We start from the raw sequence: 19,384 nt of genomic DNA, 5'->3' as shown, positions 1-19,384 counted from the left end.
AAATGAAAAGAATAAATAGACGGGTAGGATTTATAGTTTTCTTGTTGATCGCCGGCATTGTTAACGGCATGGCACAAACGGTTGTGCAGGGCGTTGTAACAGATGCGGTAAACAACCAGCCATTGCAATATGTAAGCGTTGTTTTCAAAGGAGGACGGGGAACGGTTACGGATAGCCTGGGACGATATACATTGCGTTCATCCGGTTCAAACAATACGATACAGGTTACGTATGTAGGTTATAGAACGATCACCAAGATTATTGTGCCCGGTACCACGCAGACATTTGATGTAGCATTGGAAACCGATCCGAAGGCGATCAACAATGTAACGGTAAGCTCGAACAAGCGGGCGCCGTACCGTAACAAAGGCAATCCGGCAGTAGAGTTGATCAGGAGAGTGATCGAGAACAAACCGATCAACCGGATGGAACATTACGATTACGTGCAGTACGACCAGTATGAAAAACTGGAAGTGTCCATCAGCAACGTAACGGAAAAACTAACGAAGAACAAACTCCTGAAAAATTACCAGTTCATTTTCGAGAACCGGGATACAACAAAAGTAGAGGGCAAATCTTTGTTGCCTGTTTACCTCGAGGAAACCCTGTCGAAAAAATATTACCGGAGAAAACCGGAGAAAACAAAAACCATCATCACCGGTGAGAAGCGGGTGAACTATGGCGAGTACATAGACAACCAGGGTGTGAGCAGTTACCTGAACAGGCTGATCATGGATATTGATATTTACGACAACGATATCCCCTTGTTCACCTACCAGTTTTTGAGCCCGATCGCTGACCTGGCGCCTACTTTTTACATGTTCTATATCCGGGATACGATCACGGAGCCGAATGGTCAGAAACTGATCAAACTGTATTTTACACCACGTAATACAAATGACCTTCTGTTCAGGGGAAACATGTGGATCACGCTCGACGGGAATTATTCGGTAACAAAAATGGTGATGTCGACCAGCAAGAATGCCAACCTGAATTTTGTGCGCGAGCTGCACATCAATCTTGATTTCGAAAAAAGCGAAGACAACCGTTACCACCTCAGCAAAAGCAATGTGGCCGCAGAAGCCGCTGTTACAAGAAATGCGGCGAGTGGATTTTTTGGCGAGCGTACCGTTTCCTTCAGGAATTTCCAGATCAACAAAATGTTGCCGGATTCGGTATACAATGGCGACGCGACCGTGAAGCTCGACAAATCGGACCAGCTCGCTGATACTTTCTGGTTAAGCAACAGGCACGATACGCTTACCAAAACAGAAGCGAAGGTTTACAGCAACATTGATAGCCTGGAGAAAATGCCTTCGTTCAGAAGAACAATGGCCATCGCCACTTTTCTTTTGGCCGGTTACACTTCCGTTGGCCCGTTTGAGATAGGGCCCGCAGCGGCATTCTACAGCTTTAACCCGGTAGAAGGGTTTAAGCTCCGTTTGGGTGGAAGAACAACAACAAAATTCAGCAAGCGCATTTATTTTGAAACCTATGGTGCGTATGGTTTTAAAGATGAGCGGTGGAAGTATTTTTTAAGCTCCACCTATTCGCTCAACAACAAATCGATCTATGCGTTCCCTTTGAATTACATCAAGGTAAGTTACCAGCACGATACAAAGATCCCGGGGCAGGAGCTGCAGTTTGTAACGGAAGATAATTTCCTGCTTTCTTTCAAAAGAGGGCAGAACGACAAATGGGTTTACAACAGCAACTTCAAATTAGATTATGTGCATGAGTTGCCCAATCACCTTTCTTATACCCTTGGTTTCAAGAACCTGAAACAGGAGCCCGCGGGATCCATCGTTTATACAAAACGGGAAAACGGGGTGGATGTAAATGTTACCAAGCTCATCACTACAGAGTTTTCGGGCGAGTTGAGATGGGCGCCGCACGAGCAGTTTTACCAGGGTAAAGTGTTCAGGATCCCGATCATCAACAAATACCCGATCATTACGCTGCGTTTTATTGCAGGGGTGAAAGGCATATTCAACAGCCAGTACAATTACCAGAATGTAAACATGCGGTTTGAAAAACGCGCCTATTTATCACAACTGGGTTATAGTGATGTAGTGGTTGAAGGCGGGTATATTTTTGGGAAGCTCCCTTACCCGTTGATGACGATCCACCGCGCCAACCAAACCTATGCCTACCAGTTGAATTCGTACAACCTGATGAATTTCCAGGAATTTGTGAGCGATCATTTTGTAGGATTGAACATCGACCATCATTTCAACGGCTTGTTCTTTAACCGCGTGCCGCTGCTGAAAAAACTGAAGCTGCGCGAAGTGGTTGCGATGAAGCTTCTCTACGGCGGGGTGCGTGCAGAAAACAAACCGGCCAACGACCCAACGCTGATCCGTTACCCGTTGCTGAACGGCGAACCCACTACGTTCTCACTCGAAGACAAACCTTATCTCGAGGGAAGCGTGGGTGTAACAAACATTTTCAAACTGATCCGTGTAGACCTTGTGAAACGTTTCAATTACCTGGATCATCCTTATGTTACGCCTTTGGGTGTGCGTGTGCGATTCAGGTTTGATTTTTAATTTTGTTGAGCAATATTTGAATACCAGATGAAACCAACCAAACTAACGCTGCACCTGCATGCAATGGGAAAAGTATTGCTTGCAGCAGTAAGCATTTTTGCAGCCAGCATTTCCTCTTTTGCACAGCAGAAAAAAAACGTTGTGGTAAAAGATCCGCAAGACACCTTCCCTGTGCCTGTAACGCCGAACCAGTTGTTTTACCTGCAGCGAACGGCCAATACCAATACCGTTGTTTACGAGGCCAACCTGGATAGTAAAGGAAAGATCGACGAAAACAACCCCGTGCGCGTGTACTGGATCCGTTATCCCGAAGGGGGGATGAAGAAGGACCTCAATTACATTCAACGTGTTTTTGCGTATGGAATAAAAACGGAGAAACAATCGCCCGATGTATTTGCCACGCATGTGGTTTCCTATAAAAAGGCACAACTCACGGTAAAGCGTTCGGCAAAAGACGGGAAGTACCACGCTTACGCTACCATCAATAAAAAAGAGGCATTGCTCACCCGGATCTTTATCAAGATCGATGGCGGCGCGTTCTGGTCGCCCAACGTGATCTATATTGAAATGAAGGGAAAAGACGAAGCAACAGGAGAAGAAGTGATGGAGCGGTTTAAACCAAAAACAGATCAGTAAGTATACAACTTTTGGAAAGTTCTAAACTTTCCAAAAGTTGTATGCTTTTTGCAACGACCGGATAGCGGCGGGTGTTTCTAAGAAGTCTTTGATCTCTGCATCCGCTTTGTAACCATCCTGGGCGATGGTGTGGCGGTCTTCTTCCCAACCCTTTGCATTGAGCCAGATGGCGGCACAGCCACATTGTTTTGCGGGAACGATGTCTTTGCCAAACGAGTCGCCGATCACCACACATTCACCAGGCGGCAACTGTAAGGCTTCAACACCAAGTTGGTAGATTTTTGGATCCGGTTTTCTCACCCCCACTACGGCCGACTCCACCACGTGCCGGAAAAGATGCGCAATGTTGAAATCTTTGAGAACGGTGTTCAGGTTGCCGTAAAAATTGGAAACCATTACCAGGGGAAATGCGTCCGCCAGCTGTTCCAGGATAGGAGTCGCTTTTGCGATGGTTGCTTCTGCAAAACCGTTGCATTGTGCGGCGATGTTCTCAATGTTCTCATCGCGCAGCATACATCCTTTTTCTTTGAGAAAATTAAATTGCTGCGCTACTTTCAGACGAAGTATATCAAAAAAATTGTGCGATGGTTTTACGAGCGGGTTGATGGCAAGGCTTCGTTCGCCAAACACGTATGCATCTGCAAACAGCTGGTCGCCCACCGTTGGTTCGTATTGCGCGTAGCTGTCCTTCAACACATTTGCCCAATGAAGCCCGTTTGTATCGATGGTGCCGCCGTAATCTATGAGTATGCCTTTGATCATAGTTGTTTTGTGAATGAGTGTATCGTGAACAACTGGCAATGTGTCAAAAAAAATTAATGACTATTCACCGCCGGGGTTACTACGCCTAAACGTTTTGATCAACATCAACCCGATTGCAATCCAGACCAGCTCCCTGACGCGGGTGATCAGGCCGATGAATATTCCCGAATCGCCAGGGAAGCGCATGCTTTTCAGCGCGAGCACCAATCCACCTTCCCTTGTTCCCAGTTGCATGGGCAGGAAAAAGATGAGGTTTGCAAAGAGTGATGAAGCAGAGCTGATGATGAGTGAATCCATGAACGACATGTTCAGCCCGATCGCCAGCGCAGCAAAATATATTTCAAGACAAGTTACTATGCGTGACAGTATTTCGAGTATTAAAGAATTGTAAAATGCTGTTTTCCTTTCGGTGTACAATATGCGGATCTGCTCATCGATCTCTGCCAGCGATGCGGCCTTTGCTTCTGCAAACGGCTTTGCCCACCTGCGCACATAAGGGATGCGCTGCAGCAGCCTGAAGGTGCTGATGGTAAACCCGTTCTTGTAAACTTTCAAAAACCACAGCATTACCAGGATACCGATCAGAAACGCGATGCCGCAACCGAAGAGCAGCATGTTGTCGAGCGGAACGATAAAAATGATGAGTATGATAGACAGCAGCCAGAAGATCAGGTGCGAGAACATGTGCATCAACCCATACAGTAATACGGAAGAGGTGGCTTTGTTTGTGCCTACAAACTTTTTCAGTTCCATAATGCGGTAGGGTTCTCCGCCGAGCGCAACAAAGGGTGTGATGTAATTGATGGCGTAGCCGCTGATGGTGATGCGCAGTACGGTAAGAAAAGGGATGTTGCTTTCTTTCAACCCCGGTTCATGGATGATGATCCTGAATGCGAGTGCATTGAAAATATATACAATAAGCCAGATGCCCGTGATGGGGATGAACCACCAGCCTGTTTTCAGGATGTTGTGCCAGATTACATCGTACCCGATCACATGAATCATGTAGCCAAGTGTTGCAATACCGATGAGAAGGAATACCGCTTTGTACAGTTTACTGTTCATTACGCTTCTGTTGAAATGCGTTTGTAGAAGGTTTTACTGATCGATTCCTGGCGTCGGTTCATGTAGATGAGGAACGCATTGAGCACAAACATATCGAACATAAAGTACAACCACGATTGGTTCATGAACAGCCACACAAACAAAAAGATCACCCTTGTGTTGAACTGGATGATGTTGGTAAAACGCATCAGCGGTTTGTTCTGCTGCCTGAAATCGGCCACCAGCGCATCCGGCATTTTACCGTTCGGGAATTTCCGGTGAACGGCGCGCAGCAGTTTTTGAAGATTGGGAGAAAGGTTTTCCTGCAGTTTGGTATAGTTGAGGTAGCTGCGCGACATAAACTTTTTCACAAAGTTTTTAGACCAGCTTAGTTGGTCGTATTCTTTTTGAAGGTGCGCGCTGTTGTCGAGCTCACTGCCATCCGTTCCCTTGATAAAGAAGAGGTGAACGTTGCGGTAGTAATCGCCCAGCGCGGATTGCAGCACATGCGATGCGCCGGCTATCACACCCCATACCCAGATCCATGCGCTCCAGCCTTCGTTTTGAGAGCGAAGGCAGATGGCCACGTGGATGGAGAAGAACCAGAAATCGCCCGCCAACCCATCCAGTATTCTCCCGATGCGGCTTTTGTTATTGGTCATGCGCGCGAGCTGCCCGTCGGCGCTGTCGAGGCTGTTTGCAAAAACAAGCAGCAGCATGCCAATCACATTGATCCACAATTCAGGATAGTAAAAAAGAATACCCGCAGCAACGCCAAAAAAAATGCTGATGATGGTAACGGTATTGGGTGTGATCTTGACAGCCGCACAAAAGAGGGCTATCCGGTAGCCGATGGGGCGGTAAAAAAGTATGTCCAGTTTTTCCTCGGTATCACTTGATTTGAGCGTGCTTTCAAATGTTACTTTTTGTAGGGGTATAGGGTCCTGGGCCATGGTTTATTTGTCTGTGCAAAGATAGGGTTTAGCTTTTGGCTGTTGGCTTTTTTATCAAACTGAATGTGGACATTCAGCGCGGGCCCACGGTAGGAAACCTTTATGGTTTAGGTGCGCCGGAACCAGTCAACATCCCTTGGCCGCCGCACCTAAGCGTTGAAATAATTGTATATGCACGCGGCAATCTGTGGCACCGCCTCTTCACGGCAGGGCGCAAAACTTGGCCAGTCGTTCATATCGATGATGTGAAAATTGCCGTTCTTGTCAACGATCGCATCGCCGCCAAACACATGAATGTTGAGTACTTCGGCCGAGCGGAAAGCGGTTTCCTGCAATTTATTTTTATCGAAAGGGTAGTGTGCGGTTTGCCCGTTTACCGATTCGTGTTCAGAATATTTCAGGTGGTTGTGATCGTAGGGATAAAAGGAAAAAAAGAAATCGGTTCCGCTCACACCGTAAAATTTCACCAGGTCGCCAAAGAGATGTTCGGAAACCACGGCATCGGGTATATCGCGCAGCGCAAACTCGTTGAGGATGTTGTTGCCTTGCTGTATCGATTCAACAAAGGTGACGTCTTCTTTGTGTATCGCGTGAAAATCGCCGCGTTTGATCCAGAATCCCTTGCCGGTAAGTTTTTCAAACACAGCATTGCCGGGCTCGGAGGTAGATACAATATAGCTTTTGGGGTAAGGGATGTTGTTGCCCACCAGTGTGGTGGTCATGTTGTGCCTGAAACAATTTTCAATGCCATGGCCGGAGTTGATGATGCGTTTTCCCTCCGCCTCCAGTTTTTTCAGCTTGGCAACCACTTGTTTTTCGCGCGCCATGGTGAAGATGAAGGGCTGTTCAATATTTTCCAGCGCAAGGAACTCATCCTCGCGGCAAAGGGTTACTTCGCAATTTTTTTCCCTGAGTGCCGCGGTCACGAGGCTGAAGATCGAATCGTCGTTTACAACATGGTTTGGAGAAAACCTGCTTCCTCTTTTCACGCCAAGAACTTTCAATTTATCCATTAATGCTGTATGAGTGGTTTTGTAATGCCGCTTCTTTTAAAAAGGCCTCGGCTTTTGTGATGTCTGTAACGTGATCTATGTCTATTATTTTCCCGAACGCGAAAGCTTCCAGCCGCAATCCTTCCGTGATCATGAGTTTCTGAAAGTTTCGCATTCTTTCTATCCCTTTCTCCATGGCTACCGGAACAAGCGCCAATGCTTTTTTGCGAAGGCAATAGATGCCGCCCGATACGGTAGGCGCTTTTGAAACAGGTTCGTCTGCTATGGATGTGATGAGATTTTCAGGATCCGCATTTACATACAAAGGCTTTTCGTCGTCTACATAAGAAGTAACAGCAAGAAGGCCATCGTTGTTGTGGTTGTTGCGAAAATCTTTTATGTATTCGCTGAACGTTTTTTCATCAAAAACCGAATCGGTGGTGGTGAGGCAAACCTCTTCTGCCCCGGCGCCGCCCTGTTTCATCAGTTCGTAAAAGCTGTGAAAAGAGCTCGGTGTTGTTTTTACGAATACGTTGAGGGGAATTTCCAGGGCCAGGTTGTTCAGATGGGCCTCCAGTTCCTGCGACTGTTCGTTGATGAGTATGATGATGGAGCTGGCATTGTTATCAAGAAAGATCCGGATGAGCCGGTCGATGAGCATCTCCCCGTTCACACGAACCATCGGCTTAAGGCCTTTGAACCCCTCCTGTAACAACCGCGAACCTTCACCGGCCGCGATGATCGCATACATCATAGTCAAATCAACTTAAAAAATCATCATATTAAAATAACAATCGGCAAAGATAACGGTAAAACAGGTGAGGCTACGGGCCGATTTTAAGCTTCCCTTAATAGGGATACGAATGAGCGGGCGAAATATTGTATTTAATGTCAACAAATATGATAAATTATTGAATATGATCCATTTGCTGTGGATGTTCTTACGCGCAACTAAAAAATCTGACCCGGTTGCGGAATGCAGTTTGTAAAAAGCACCGATTGTTCCGGGATAGACAAGGATTGTTGTAACAATGTCTCTCCGGTTTTTTCAATAACATCACTCTTATTAATATCTTAAAATTCCCTTCTCACCATGCATTTATAATTAATTGCAGATATTTGTTTCATGGCAATCATAAAACCGTTCAAGGCGCTGCGCCCGCAACCCCAGTTGGCAAAGCAGGTAGCGAGCCGCCCGTACGATGTATTAAGTTCGGCAGAAGCAAAACTGGAAGCGCGCGGCAACCACAGTTCTTTTCTCCACATCACCAAAAGCGAAATCGATCTTCCGGATACAGTAGATGTTCACGACGCTGCCGTTTACGAGCAGGCCAAAGAAAACCTGGCCGCTTTTATACAGCGCGATATTTTGTTCCGTGAGAACAAGGCGTGTTATTATATCTATCAACTGGTCATGAACGGCCGTGCACAAACAGGACTGGTTTGCGTGAGCAGTGTGGACGATTATGAGAACGACATCATTAAAAAACACGAATTTACCAGGCCGGAGAAAGAGCAGGACAGGATCAACCACATCAAAACCTCGGGTGCGCAAACAGGGAATGTTTTCCTGGCCTATAGAAACCATGCATCGGTTGATGCATTGATCGGTGACTGGAAAGAGACCAAATCGCCGGTATACGATTTTGTAGCAGACGATGGCATACAACATACGATCTGGATCGTGAACAACGATGAAACGATCGAAAAGATCTCAACTCTGTTTGAAAAAGAAATCCCGGCAACTTATATCGCCGATGGACACCACCGCGCGGCATCGGCTGCAAAAGTGCGCAAGGCTTTGGGTGCGGAAGCGAAAGAGGGCGCGGATTATTTTTTAACCACGCTGTTCCCCTCGAACCAGCTTTACATTATGGATTACAACCGCGTGGTGAAGGATCTGAATGGACTGACGCCGAAAAATTTCATCAAAGAGCTGGGCAAACATTTCAAAGTGGAAGCGGTTGCCACGGGTGCCGTTCGCCCGGAGGAACTGCATGTATTCGGCCTCTATATTGATAAGAACTGGTACAGGCTCACATCAAAAAAAGGAAGTTATACAACCGACCCGATCGGGGTATTGGATGTTACGATTTTACAGAACAATGTGCTGGACCCGGTTCTCGGCATCAAGGACCAGCGTACCGATAAACGCATCGATTTTGTGGGCGGCATCCGCGGGTTGGGAGAACTTGAGAAAAGAGTAGACAGCGGGGAAATGGCGGCGGCATTCAGCCTTTATCCTGTAACCATAAACCAGCTTTTCGACATCGCCGACAGCGGAAACGTAATGCCACCCAAGAGCACATGGTTTGAACCCAAACTGAGGGACGGATTGTTGACGCACCTGATCTACGAATAACCGGCGGCATGCAGATTGCTGTGTTTACACAACCAGGTTCACTCACCACAAAAAAAACCTCATGAAATACATCCTTACCCTGTTTTTATTGGCAGCGCTTACTGCAAATGCCCAGCAGCAAAGCGTTTCGGAGATGCAGCAAACGGCCCGGACGCTTTTGCAGAAAGGTGATTTTGACAACGCCACGGTGATGCTTGAACGCGCGCGCAAACAGGACCCAACCAACCTGGAACTCATGCGCGATCTTTCTTACGTAAGCTACCTGAAAAGGGATTTCGCAAAAGCAATGGAAGCCGGGAAGGAATTGGTGGAACATCCCAATGCCGATGCACAGGCGTTCCAGTTGCTGGGGCTCACCTACAAAGCCACCGCAGCTTACAAGGAATGCGGAAAACTGTACCGCACCGGCCTCCGCAAATTTCCAAACAGCGGTGTGTTGTATAATGAATATGGCGAGCTGTTTGCGCTGGAGAATGAACTGGACGAGGCCATCACCCAATGGGAAAAAGGAATTGAGAACGACCCTACCTACAGCGGAAACTATTACAATGCCGCACTGTACCACGCAAGGAACAACAACTGGATCCGCGCCGTATTGTATGGCGAACTCTTCCTCAACCTGGAAAGCTACACCGCACGTACACAGGATGTAAAAAACCAGCTGCTCACCGCGTGGAGGAACATGCTCACACCATCAACCCTGCAGCAGCTGAAAAATGCAAAAGCTACTTCGGCATTTGAAAGAGCCGTTCTGGACCAGCTTTCTAAAACAATGCAGGGTTCAAAAGGAACAGGCAGCATCGACGATCTCATCGCGGTACGCACAAAATTTATTGAAGAATGGATGAAGAACGATGCAAAAACCTACCCGTTCCACCTGTTCAACCACCAGCAATACCTCATCAAACAAAATACGTTCGGCGCCTATAACTACTGGCTCTTCAGCTCGGGCGCAGACATGTACCAGCTCTGGCAGAAACAGCACGAAAAAGAAGCGGCAGATTTTACCGCGTTCCAGCAAAGCCGCGTGTTCAAGTTGCCCGCAGGCGAGTATTACTTCTCAAAATAGCGCACAGGAAGGCAGTACGCAACAACACAAGGCACAGGAATAAAAAACTTGTGCCTTGTGTTGTTGTGTACTGTGTCTTTTTTCCCTAATTTGAAAGTCTTAACCCCCGTACAAACGATTGCAAATGACCATCAAAAGACTTTTCGACTGCCTGGATCACCAATTAAAACATTTTCCTAAAAAGGATATGCTTGCGGCGAAGGAGAACGGGCAGTGGAACGCGTATTCTACACAGCAGGTTGCGGATACGGTGAACCGTTTCAGTGCCGGCCTCCTCAAACTCGGGGTGAGCGGGAACGATATGAGCGCCGAAGGAAGCGATAAGATCGCCATCATCAGCAACAACAGGCCCGAATGGGTGTTTACCGATCTGGCCACACAACAGATCGGTGCGATACTGGTTCCGGTTTATCCCACTACCAATCCCCTGGAACTCGAGTTCATCCTGAACGATGCAGCCGTGAAATACATTTTTGTGGCCAACAGCGAGTTGCTGCAGAAAGTAAAAGGCATTGTTGCAAAGGTTCCTTCGATCAAAACGGTATATACATTCGACAGGATCGAAGGGGCAGCGCACTGGAGCGAGATCACTGCTATGGCCGATGATGCTTTGCTGCAGCAGGTGGAAGCCATCAAGCCAACCATTCCTGCTTCACACCTGGCAACGATTATTTACACGTCGGGAACCACGGGTACGCCAAAGGGTGTAATGTTGAGCCACAAGAATATCTACACCAATGTAATTTTTTCCAAAGAGAGTTTCCCTTTCAACGATGCGCCCGAAAGCAAAGTGTTGAGTTTTCTTCCTTTGAATCATATTTTCGAAAAGACCTGTACCTATATTTATCTCTACAGCGGAATCAGCATCTATTACGCCGAAAGCCTCGAAACGATTGGCGATAACCTGCGCGAAGTAAAACCGAACGGGTTCACAACCGTTCCGCGTTTGCTCGAGAAAGTGTTTGAACGGATCATGATGAAAGGCAATGAGCTAACGGGTATCAAAAGAAAATTATTTTTCTGGGCGGTTGATCTCGCAGAAAAATACGACAACCGCATTAGCGGCGGCGCCTTGTACAACATGAAACTCGCCATCGCCAACAAACTTATTTTCAGCAAATGGCGCGAGGCGCTGGGTGGCAATGTTTCCTTTATCGTTACCGGTGGTGCGGCATGCCAGGTCAAACTCCTGCGCATCTTCAATGCAGCCAAAGTGCCTGTTTACGAGGGTTACGGCCCTACAGAAAACAGCCCGGTGATCAGCGTAAACCGCCAGGAAAAAGGCGGCACCAAATTCGGAACCGTGGGGCCGGTCATCAACGGCATCGAAGTAAGGCTGGAAGAAGACGGTGAGATCTGCGTAACGGGCCCGTGCGTGATGGAAGGGTATTACAAACGCCCCGATCTTACTGCGGAAACCGTGATCGATGGCTGGCTGCATACGGGCGATATTGGTGTATGGGACGAAGGGAAATTTTTAAAGATCACCGACCGGAAAAAAGAACTGTTCAAAACCAGTGGTGGAAAATATGTGGCGCCGCAACCGATCGAAAACAAATTCAAGGAGAGCCCGTTCATTGAACAGATGATGATCGTTGGCGCAGAGAAAAAGTTTGTGGGCGCATTGATCGTTCCTTCTTTTAATACCCTTCGCGACTGGATGAAAGAAAAAGGGTTGACCTATACAACAAACGAAGACGTGGTACATCACCCCAAAGTTTTGGAACTGTACAGGGATCTCGTAGAAAGCTTTAACCAATTCTTTAACCACGTGGAGCAGGTAAAGAAATTTGAACTGTTACCCCGTGAATGGACGATAGAAACCGGTGAAATGACACCCAAACTCAGTTTGAAACGAAAAGTGGTGATGGAGAAGTACAAAGACGCCATTGAAAGGATCTATTCGTAAAGCTTAAATCTTCCTTTAAACGCAACAAATCTTGGATGTGTTGCAAATCTTCGCGATATTGGTTTGCCGCAAACTACATAACCAAGAACCCCTGCGCAAATCGTTTTCCTGAAACAGCGTTTGTTGCCCGGAATTGCGGGTTATGCAGAACGGAGGCGTTTACAAAATATCCACCAGCTTATCATGATCCACCCGCTTGTCTATGAATCTTTTTTTGAAAACTCGCTCAATGCGCTGTTTATTTTAAAAGACGACGGCACCATAGTAAGGGCCAACCGCAGTGCAGTAGAGATGTTTGGGTACACAGAGGGAGAATTCAAACAATTGGGCCGCCCGGCCTTTATTGATACCACGGATCCCGAGTTTATAGAAATGATCGCGCAACGTTCTGCCAGGGGCAAAGGGCGCGCTGTTATTACCGGCATCCGCAAAAACGGCGAGAAGTTTCCTTTGGAAATCTCTTCTGTAGTGATCAAAGACGAAACAGGCGAAGAGCTCACCAGCGTAATTGCAAAAGATGTATCGCAACAGGTTGGCCAGGAACAGAAACTGAAAGTGCTGCTCGATCAATCACAGAAGCTCCATCAGAAAGAAGAAGACAGCCGCATGTTGCTCGAGAGCGTACTGGACAGTATTACCGATGGCTTTTTTATCGTAGACAGGAACTGGAAAATATTGTTCTGGAACAAGGCCGCCGAAAACATCATGCGCAGGAAGGAAGCCGAACTGATCGGTAAAGACGTTTGGGAAGAATTTCCCGATCTGAAAGTTTTACAGGAGCACATCGATTTCAAAACATTGTTTGAGAAAAACCAGTCGGTACGCTTCCGCGAATACTTCCCCGCATACCGCATCTGGGCGGATGTGAGTGCATACCCATCGGAAAAGAACATCTCAGTTTATTTCAAGGATGTTACCGAAGTCAAAAACCTGCGCACGCTTGAGCAGCTCGAACGCGAAGTGCTTGAGATGAATGCACGGCCCGACAGCGACATCGGCGACACGCTTAATTTTTACCTGCGCCAGTTGCAGGAGATCCACAAGGGAATGATCTGTTCGGTTCAGCGCATCCGCAATAACAAAATATACAATTGGGCCGCTCCATCGTTGTCGGATCGCTTTGCGACGATGATCGACGGATGCGAGGTGGGCGAAGGCGCAGGCTCCTGCGGAACCTCAGCTTTCAGGAGAGAGAAAGTGATCGTGGTAGATATTGAGAATGACCCTTTGTGGAGCCAGGTGAAAGAAGCTGCTGCAGCAGAAGGCGTTAAAGCATGCTGGTCGTTTCCACTCATCGACTCGCGCAACGAGGTGATGGGCACATTTGCCATCTACTACAAAAGAATAAAGGCACCAACAAAAGAAGAAGAGAACACACTGGAACGCGCGAAGAACCTGTTGATGATCATCCTTGAAAACAGGCTCTCGATGGAAGCCGTGCAATCGAGCAACCAGAATTACGATATGGTGGCGAAGGCAACCAATGATGCCATCTGGGACTGGAACGTGGAAACCGATCATGTGAACCGTACCGGCAACGGGCTCGAGGTTTTGTTTGGATACAAGTTTGAAGACGCAGAGAACGAAGATAATTTCTGGAACGCCAGGATACACCCGGAAGACCTGCCCAGGTTTTTGAAGAAGCAGGCAGACACCATTCGTGATCCGTCAAAATTGTATTGGGAAGATGAATACCGCTTCCGGAAGAAGGACGGTACTTATGCGTATGTGTTCGACAAAGGCTACATCATCCGCGACAAGAACGGGAAGGCAGTAAGGCTCATCGGCGCCACGCGCGATATTTCGGAAAGAAAAGAAAGCGAGGCCCTGCTGCTTGAATTGAATAACCGTTTGAAACAGCGTGCAGATGAGCTTGCCGCATCCAATGTGGAACTCGAGCGCTTCGCCTACATCGCATCGCACGATATGCAGGAACCCTTGCGGATGATCACGAGCTTCCTGCAGTTGTTCAAGAAAAAATACGAAGATCATATTGATGAAACCGCCGAACAGTACATCCATTTTGCAGTGGATGGTGCAGACAGGATGAAAAAACTGATCATGGACCTGCTGGAGTATTCGCGTGTGGGATCGAACAAGGGCGATATTACAGAAGTGGATACAAATGAGCTGCTGAAAGAAGTGGAGAATGTTTTTCTCACGAGGATAGAAGAGATGAAGGCGACGATCGTGATCGGCGACCTGCCCGTGATACGCGCCAACAGGACACAGATGTTCCAATTGTTCCAGAACCTCATCGGCAACGCATTGAAGTACCATACCGGCGAATCGCCGCGGGTAGAAGTGGAAGGAAAGGAGGAAGCAAATCATTTCACGTTCAGTGTGCGCGACAATGGCATTGGCATTAAACCCATCTTCTTTGAAAAGATCTTTGTGTTGTTCCAGCGGCTACACCACAAGAATGAGTACAGCGGAACGGGCATTGGATTGGCGATCTGTAAAAAGATCGTAGATAAACACGGTGGCCGCATCTGGGTAGAATCAGAACCGGGCAAAGGAAGTTGCTTTTATTTTACCATTAGCAAATCAGTTGATGATTACCGGCTTCCATAAGTTACTTTTGCATTTCAAAACACTAAAAATCCATACCGGTAAACAGGAAATCCAATAACCAGAAGCACACAACACAATGGCAATACCCGAAAATACCCCTTTGTTATCGATACTGATCGTTGAAGACAATCCCGGTGATCTTTTTTTGCTGGAAGAAACACTCCGCCTCACACGGCTCCCGATAGAAAATGTTTTTAAGGCATCGAGCGCGGCAGCAGCTATTGAAACATTGCAGAAACACGATGTAAACGTTGTACTGCTCGATCTTTCATTGCCCGATAGTTCGGGGTTCAACTCTTACAGCCAGGTAGAAGCGCATGCATCGGCTATCCCCATCATCGTACTAACCGGCTTGTCCGATACAGAACTTGCATTGGAAACCATGGCAAGCGGCGCGCAGGATTACCTGATCAAGGGAGAGTTTGATGAACGGCTGCTCGCCAAATCCATTCAATACAGTATTGAAAGGAACCGGATCCGTTTGAGCCTGATAGAAAGCAATGAGAGTTACAGGAACCTGTTCTTCAACAACCCCTTGTCCATCCTGATATGGGACATGGAGACACTTGAGATCCTCGAAGCCAACGATGTTGCCCAGAAAGAATATGGTTATACGCGCGAAGAACTGCTGGGAATGAATGTGACCGCGCTTTGGCCTGCGGCAACCCACACGAAAGGAAAACAGTTCATCAAAGATTTTAAAGAAAGCGGCGCTACAAAGGCCTCGGGCATAGGAGAGTTTGTAACCAGGAGCGGGGAAACGGTGATCCTCGATATTTCTTCCCACAAGATCGATTACAAAGGAAGGCCCTCCGTACTGGCCATTCACAACAACATCACGGAAAAAGTAAGACTGGAAGAAAAGCTTGCTGAAGAAAAATTATTAAAACAGAAAGAGATCACGGAAGCGATGATACAGGTGCAGGAAAAGGAGCGCTACGAGATCAGTACCGAACTGCACGACAATGTGAACCAGCAGTTGACCGTTGCAATGATGTACATCGCGTCTGCACAACAAAAACACCCGGAGGATGCAGAGGTGCTGAAACAATCATCCGGCTTTATCCTCAACGCCATTGAAGAGATCAGGAAACTGTCGCAAACGCTTGTATCGCCGATGATCAAACACTTCGGCCTCAGTAAAGCGGTGGAAGGTTTGCTGGATGATATCTCTGCCGTTAACACATTACAGATAGAACTCACAGCCGATTCGTTTTTTGAAGACGACATCAAATATGATTTCAAACTGAGCGTGTTCCGCATTGTGCAGGAGCAGATGAACAACATCATCAAACACGCCAAAGCCACGCACGTGAACATAGAGCTGAAACGCGATGAACAGTTCATCTACCTCAACGTTCACGATGATGGTGTTGGATTTGATGTGAACCAGCAACGGCGCGGGATCGGTTTGTACAACATCATCAGCAGGTCAGATCTCTACAACGGCACGGTGGATATCCAGTCTGAACCCGGCAAAGGATGTAAGATCGATATCAGGTTCCCGATCGAAAAAGATATTTTACAGTAGAAAGAATGACGAAAAAAAATAAGCAGGATACATTTTATCCTGCTTATTTTTTTGTCGATGGTATCATTCTCCCGGCGCCGATCCCTCAAGGTATTTTTTCCTGATCACATCCTGCACGTGCTGGTTATTGATCTTGCTTTCCAGCCAGGAAATAATATCCAGGTACATAAAGGCCCTGCTTTCATTCCTGCTTTTCTCCAGCGGTTTCAACTCCTCGAGCAACTTTTCAAACTGTGGTTTCAATTGCTTTGGTGAAAGGCTGAACGAATTGCGCAGGAACGTAAATATTTTTTCTTCCACCGTGCTGAGGTTCTGCATTTTGTACATGAATCGGTAAACCGATTTCAACAGGTATTCAAGCAGGTCAAAATTACCCAGCTCGTAGTGTGCGATGAGGTGCAGCAACCGGGCATAGCATTGCAGGTCGGTGCGCAGGTCCATTTTCCAGTTGATGATCTTGTTGAGGTAATCGATGCTTTTATCATAATCACCACTGCCAAAATAAAGCGATGCGATCTTGTAATAAAATACAAGGATGCGGTGGCGGTCCATGTAGATCTCATACTCGTTCAGCTTGTCTTCAATATAAGGAACCAGCTCAAGCCCTTCGCTGAACGTGCCCTCCATAAAATGTTTGTTGAGCCGCGCTATGTTGAGATAGATAAAGGTTTGGATGAGGTTGTTCCTGTTCTGCTGTATCACCGGTGTTTCGATGAACTGCTCCAGCCGGTGGATCGTATCGTTGAACTTCTGGTAATTGCGCAGGTCGAAATGCGCGCTCATCAGGTTGTGCAGTCCCTTGATGTAGTGCGCCGTTTCTATTTCTATCATTTTCGGCTCCGCATCAAAAAGATCTACCCATTTCTGGCAGTACCTGTAATACAATAAAAAATTCTGCGTAATGAACGCGTGCCAGCAATAACACTGGTACAAATACAGGCGCTCGTAAAAACCTTTGCATTCCTGCGCCTGCTGAATGGCATCGGTGTGTAAGAATGCATCTACGGTTGCAATGTCGCCGGCATTTCTTGCATGGCCGTTTTTGATGTACCAGCTGTAAAGCTGCAGTGATAAATTAGACAGGGAGCCGATCAGCGCAAGCCTCGCATTGATCTCATCCGCTTCATTGCCCAGGCGGTCCGCCCTGTCCTGCATGCTCCGCGTAATGTGCAGCGCCTCTATTTTTTTCTCGAGAAACAATACCTGCAGAATATAAGTGACCTGGTTGTTGGCCCGCGCCATGTCTTTGACCCGGTCCAGGATCTTTAAACTCTGGTGGTAGAGGCCCTTGTTGTAAAGCAACCGCGCAAAATCCAGTTGCTCTGTCAAAAACAGGTCGATGTTCTCTTCCTGGTTCAGCAAACGCAGGCTCGCGAGGATCTCGCGGTACAAATGGGCCTTGAGGTTCGACAATTGCTGTTTCTGGATGGATGGATTTTTAACTAACAACTGTTCTTCATCGTACTCCTTCATTTTATCCAATCCATCAAACAACTGCACCACTTTAAGGTCGCCCGAGCCCGAATTACGGGTCATGTAAAGCTTAAAGTTCCGTTTTTCAGACCTTTCGAGTGAACGAACCAGTTGGAACAAGGCATCTGTGGAACGGTTGGGCATCGTAATTTATTTATACCAAAAGCCAATACCAGTAAGGGTTTTAGCTGTTTTAGGCTGATTTATAGAGTGTAAAATACCATCAATTTTGATTACCACAAGCCTGTGTTGCAAAGTATATTCGGTAATGGCAGGCTATTGCGTTTGTTGTTAAAGGCAATCGACGACAAATGTAAATAGCCTGCTTTTTCATCGGAACCTAAAAAAAGGAATTTTCATGGATCAGAAGGTCTTCATATTCGACACAACCTTGCGCGATGGCGAGCAGGTGCCCGGCTGTAAACTCAATACCAAGGAGAAGCTGGAACTCGCGCTTAAACTGGAGGCGCTGGGTGTTGACATCATTGAAGCGGGTTTCCCGATCTCGAGCCCGGGCGATTTTGAATCGGTAACGCAGATCTCCAAGCACATCAAAAATGCCACCGTATGCGGGTTGAGCCGCGCGGTTCAGAAAGACATCGAGGTAGCGGGCGCATCGCTGAAATATGCGGCAAGACCGAGGATTCATACCGGAATAGGTACTTCGGATTACCACATCAAGGCAAAGTTCAACGCAACACGGGAGGAAATACTGCAGCGCGCCGTACAGGCCGTTACCTGGGCAAAGAATTTTGTGGATGATGTTGAATTCTATGCAGAAGATGCGGGCCGGACCGATAACGAATACCTCGCACAGGTGATCGAAGCCGTGATCAGGGCGGGCGCAACGGTTGTAAACATCCCGGACACAACGGGATATTGTTTACCGCACCAGTATGGCGAGAAGATCGCTTTCCTGAAAAACAACGTGCCGAATATCGACAAGGCGATCATTTCATGCCATTGCCACAACGACCTGGGGCTTGCCACGGCCAATTCAATTGCGGGGGCAATAGCCGGTGCAAGGCAGATCGAGTGCACCATCAACGGGTTGGGCGAACGCGCGGGCAACACATCGCTTGAAGAGGTGGTGATGGTGCTGAAACAACACAAACACCTGGGTTTATATACCGATATCAATACACCAATGCTCAACCCCATCAGCCGCGAAGTATCCGATGTGATGCGCGTGCCTGTTCAGGTAAACAAGGCGATCGTTGGTGCCAATGCATTTTCGCATTCATCGGGAATTCACCAGGATGGTTTTCTGAAAGATTCTTTAACGTACGAGATCATCAACCCCGAAGAAGTAGGCGCAGAAGGAAGCCGCATCGTTCTCACCGCACGCAGCGGAAGAAGCGCACTGGCACACCGCTTCCACAAACTGGGTTATGAATTCAACCGCAACGATATAGATGTTCTCTATGAATCATTCCTGCAGGTAGCCGATAGAAAAAAAGAAATAGAGGAAGAGGATCTGCACCAGCTGGCAAAGGCCTATAAGCCCGAGCTGGCCATCGCTTAAGGATT

General features: G+C 47.3%; 14 protein-coding genes. 8 read left to right on the top strand and 6 right to left on the bottom strand.

From position 1 onward, the window contains the following. Window positions 1-2: 2 nt before the first annotated feature. Together GWC95_RS18245 and GWC95_RS18240 are read left to right on the top strand one after the other, a co-directional pair. A complete protein-coding gene (locus GWC95_RS18245; RefSeq protein WP_161820142.1) occupies window positions 3-2,549 on the top strand; it encodes a DUF5686 and carboxypeptidase-like regulatory domain-containing protein in 2,547 nt (848 codons plus the stop codon). A 27-nt stretch (window positions 2,550-2,576) separates the two neighbouring features. Then, the gene (locus GWC95_RS18240; RefSeq protein WP_161820141.1) at window positions 2,577-3,185 is read left to right on the top strand and encodes a DUF4833 domain-containing protein; all 609 of its coding nucleotides are present in this window, start codon (window positions 2,577-2,579) and stop codon (window positions 3,183-3,185) included. Window positions 3,186-3,206: 21 nt separating this feature from the next. On the opposite strand, the gene GWC95_RS18235 is transcribed toward GWC95_RS18240, so the two are convergent. From GWC95_RS18235 to GWC95_RS18215, 5 genes are all read right to left on the bottom strand, one after another. Then, complete coding sequence (locus tag GWC95_RS18235; protein ID WP_161820140.1) at window positions 3,207-3,947, bottom strand: HAD family hydrolase; 741 nt, start codon at window positions 3,945-3,947, stop codon at window positions 3,207-3,209. Window positions 3,948-4,007: 60 nt separating this feature from the next. Further along, entirely contained in the window at window positions 4,008-5,012 is a 1,005-nt protein-coding gene (locus GWC95_RS18230) for a lysylphosphatidylglycerol synthase transmembrane domain-containing protein (protein ID WP_161820139.1), read from the bottom strand. Next, window positions 5,012-5,944, bottom strand: coding sequence for a CDP-alcohol phosphatidyltransferase family protein (locus GWC95_RS18225; RefSeq protein WP_161820138.1), 933 nt, complete (start codon window positions 5,942-5,944; stop codon window positions 5,012-5,014). Before GWC95_RS18225 ends, GWC95_RS18230 begins: the two co-directional genes overlap by 1 nt. Before the next feature lie 149 nt (window positions 5,945-6,093). After that, the gene (locus GWC95_RS18220; RefSeq protein ID WP_161820137.1) at window positions 6,094-6,957 is read right to left on the bottom strand and encodes an ATP-grasp domain-containing protein; all 864 of its coding nucleotides are present in this window, start codon (window positions 6,955-6,957) and stop codon (window positions 6,094-6,096) included. Then, window positions 6,950-7,690, bottom strand: a complete 741-nt coding sequence (locus GWC95_RS18215; protein ID WP_161820136.1) for a nucleotidyltransferase family protein — start codon at window positions 7,688-7,690, stop codon at window positions 6,950-6,952. Before GWC95_RS18215 ends, GWC95_RS18220 begins: the two co-directional genes overlap by 8 nt. A gap of 372 nt (window positions 7,691-8,062) precedes the next feature. Between GWC95_RS18215 and GWC95_RS18210 the strand changes: the two genes are divergently transcribed. From GWC95_RS18210 to GWC95_RS18190, 5 genes are all read left to right on the top strand, one after another. Beyond that, on the top strand, window positions 8,063-9,298 hold the full coding sequence (locus tag GWC95_RS18210) for a DUF1015 domain-containing protein (protein ID WP_161820135.1): 1,236 nt from the start codon (window positions 8,063-8,065) through the stop codon (window positions 9,296-9,298). A gap of 61 nt (window positions 9,299-9,359) precedes the next feature. Continuing rightward, the gene (locus tag GWC95_RS18205) at window positions 9,360-10,367 is read left to right on the top strand and encodes a tetratricopeptide repeat protein (RefSeq protein ID WP_161820134.1); all 1,008 of its coding nucleotides are present in this window, start codon (window positions 9,360-9,362) and stop codon (window positions 10,365-10,367) included. A gap of 124 nt (window positions 10,368-10,491) precedes the next feature. Next, entirely contained in the window at window positions 10,492-12,276 is a 1,785-nt protein-coding gene (locus GWC95_RS18200) for an AMP-dependent synthetase/ligase (RefSeq protein ID WP_161820133.1), read from the top strand. Window positions 12,277-12,459: 183 nt separating this feature from the next. Then, the gene (locus GWC95_RS18195) at window positions 12,460-14,850 is read left to right on the top strand and encodes a PAS domain S-box protein (protein ID WP_161820132.1); all 2,391 of its coding nucleotides are present in this window, start codon (window positions 12,460-12,462) and stop codon (window positions 14,848-14,850) included. Between the two features lie 76 nt (window positions 14,851-14,926). After that, window positions 14,927-16,381, top strand: a complete 1,455-nt coding sequence (locus tag GWC95_RS18190) for a hybrid sensor histidine kinase/response regulator (RefSeq protein ID WP_161820131.1) — start codon at window positions 14,927-14,929, stop codon at window positions 16,379-16,381. Between the two features lie 63 nt (window positions 16,382-16,444). On the opposite strand, the gene GWC95_RS18185 is transcribed toward GWC95_RS18190, so the two are convergent. Beyond that, complete coding sequence (locus GWC95_RS18185) at window positions 16,445-17,998, bottom strand: hypothetical protein (RefSeq protein WP_161820130.1); 1,554 nt, start codon at window positions 17,996-17,998, stop codon at window positions 16,445-16,447. A gap of 214 nt (window positions 17,999-18,212) precedes the next feature. On the opposite strand from GWC95_RS18185, the gene GWC95_RS18180 reads away from it, so the two are divergent. Beyond that, entirely contained in the window at window positions 18,213-19,379 is a 1,167-nt protein-coding gene (locus tag GWC95_RS18180) for a 2-isopropylmalate synthase (RefSeq protein ID WP_161820129.1), read from the top strand. Window positions 19,380-19,384 lie beyond the last annotated feature (5 nt).

It is taken from the genome of Sediminibacterium roseum (assembly GCF_009939005.1).
Taxonomy (GTDB): domain Bacteria; phylum Bacteroidota; class Bacteroidia; order Chitinophagales; family Chitinophagaceae; genus Sediminibacterium; species Sediminibacterium roseum.
The sequence above is the reverse complement of the archived record's forward strand: the minus strand, read 5'-3'. Positions and strand labels throughout refer to the sequence as shown.

Excerpts from the sequence above, each read along its gene's own strand:
- GWC95_RS18245 (WP_161820142.1), top strand. The coding sequence starts at position 3 with ATGAAAAGAATAAATAGACGGGTAGGATTTATAGTTTTCTTGTTGATC.
- GWC95_RS18240 (WP_161820141.1), top strand. The coding sequence starts at position 2,577 with ATGAAACCAACCAAACTAACGCTGCACCTGCATGCAATGGGAAAAGTA.
- GWC95_RS18235 (WP_161820140.1), bottom strand. The coding sequence starts at position 3,947 with ATGATCAAAGGCATACTCATAGATTACGGCGGCACCATCGATACAAAC.
- GWC95_RS18230 (WP_161820139.1), bottom strand. The coding sequence starts at position 5,012 with ATGAACAGTAAACTGTACAAAGCGGTATTCCTTCTCATCGGTATTGCA.
- GWC95_RS18225 (WP_161820138.1), bottom strand. The coding sequence starts at position 5,944 with ATGGCCCAGGACCCTATACCCCTACAAAAAGTAACATTTGAAAGCACG.
- GWC95_RS18220 (WP_161820137.1), bottom strand. The coding sequence starts at position 6,957 with ATGGATAAATTGAAAGTTCTTGGCGTGAAAAGAGGAAGCAGGTTTTCT.
- GWC95_RS18215 (WP_161820136.1), bottom strand. The coding sequence starts at position 7,690 with ATGATGTATGCGATCATCGCGGCCGGTGAAGGTTCGCGGTTGTTACAG.
- GWC95_RS18210 (WP_161820135.1), top strand. The coding sequence starts at position 8,063 with ATGGCAATCATAAAACCGTTCAAGGCGCTGCGCCCGCAACCCCAGTTG.
- GWC95_RS18205 (WP_161820134.1), top strand. The coding sequence starts at position 9,360 with ATGAAATACATCCTTACCCTGTTTTTATTGGCAGCGCTTACTGCAAAT.
- GWC95_RS18200 (WP_161820133.1), top strand. The coding sequence starts at position 10,492 with ATGACCATCAAAAGACTTTTCGACTGCCTGGATCACCAATTAAAACAT.
- GWC95_RS18195 (WP_161820132.1), top strand. The coding sequence starts at position 12,460 with ATGATCCACCCGCTTGTCTATGAATCTTTTTTTGAAAACTCGCTCAAT.
- GWC95_RS18190 (WP_161820131.1), top strand. The coding sequence starts at position 14,927 with ATGGCAATACCCGAAAATACCCCTTTGTTATCGATACTGATCGTTGAA.
- GWC95_RS18185 (WP_161820130.1), bottom strand. The coding sequence starts at position 17,998 with ATGCCCAACCGTTCCACAGATGCCTTGTTCCAACTGGTTCGTTCACTC.
- GWC95_RS18180 (WP_161820129.1), top strand. The coding sequence starts at position 18,213 with ATGGATCAGAAGGTCTTCATATTCGACACAACCTTGCGCGATGGCGAG.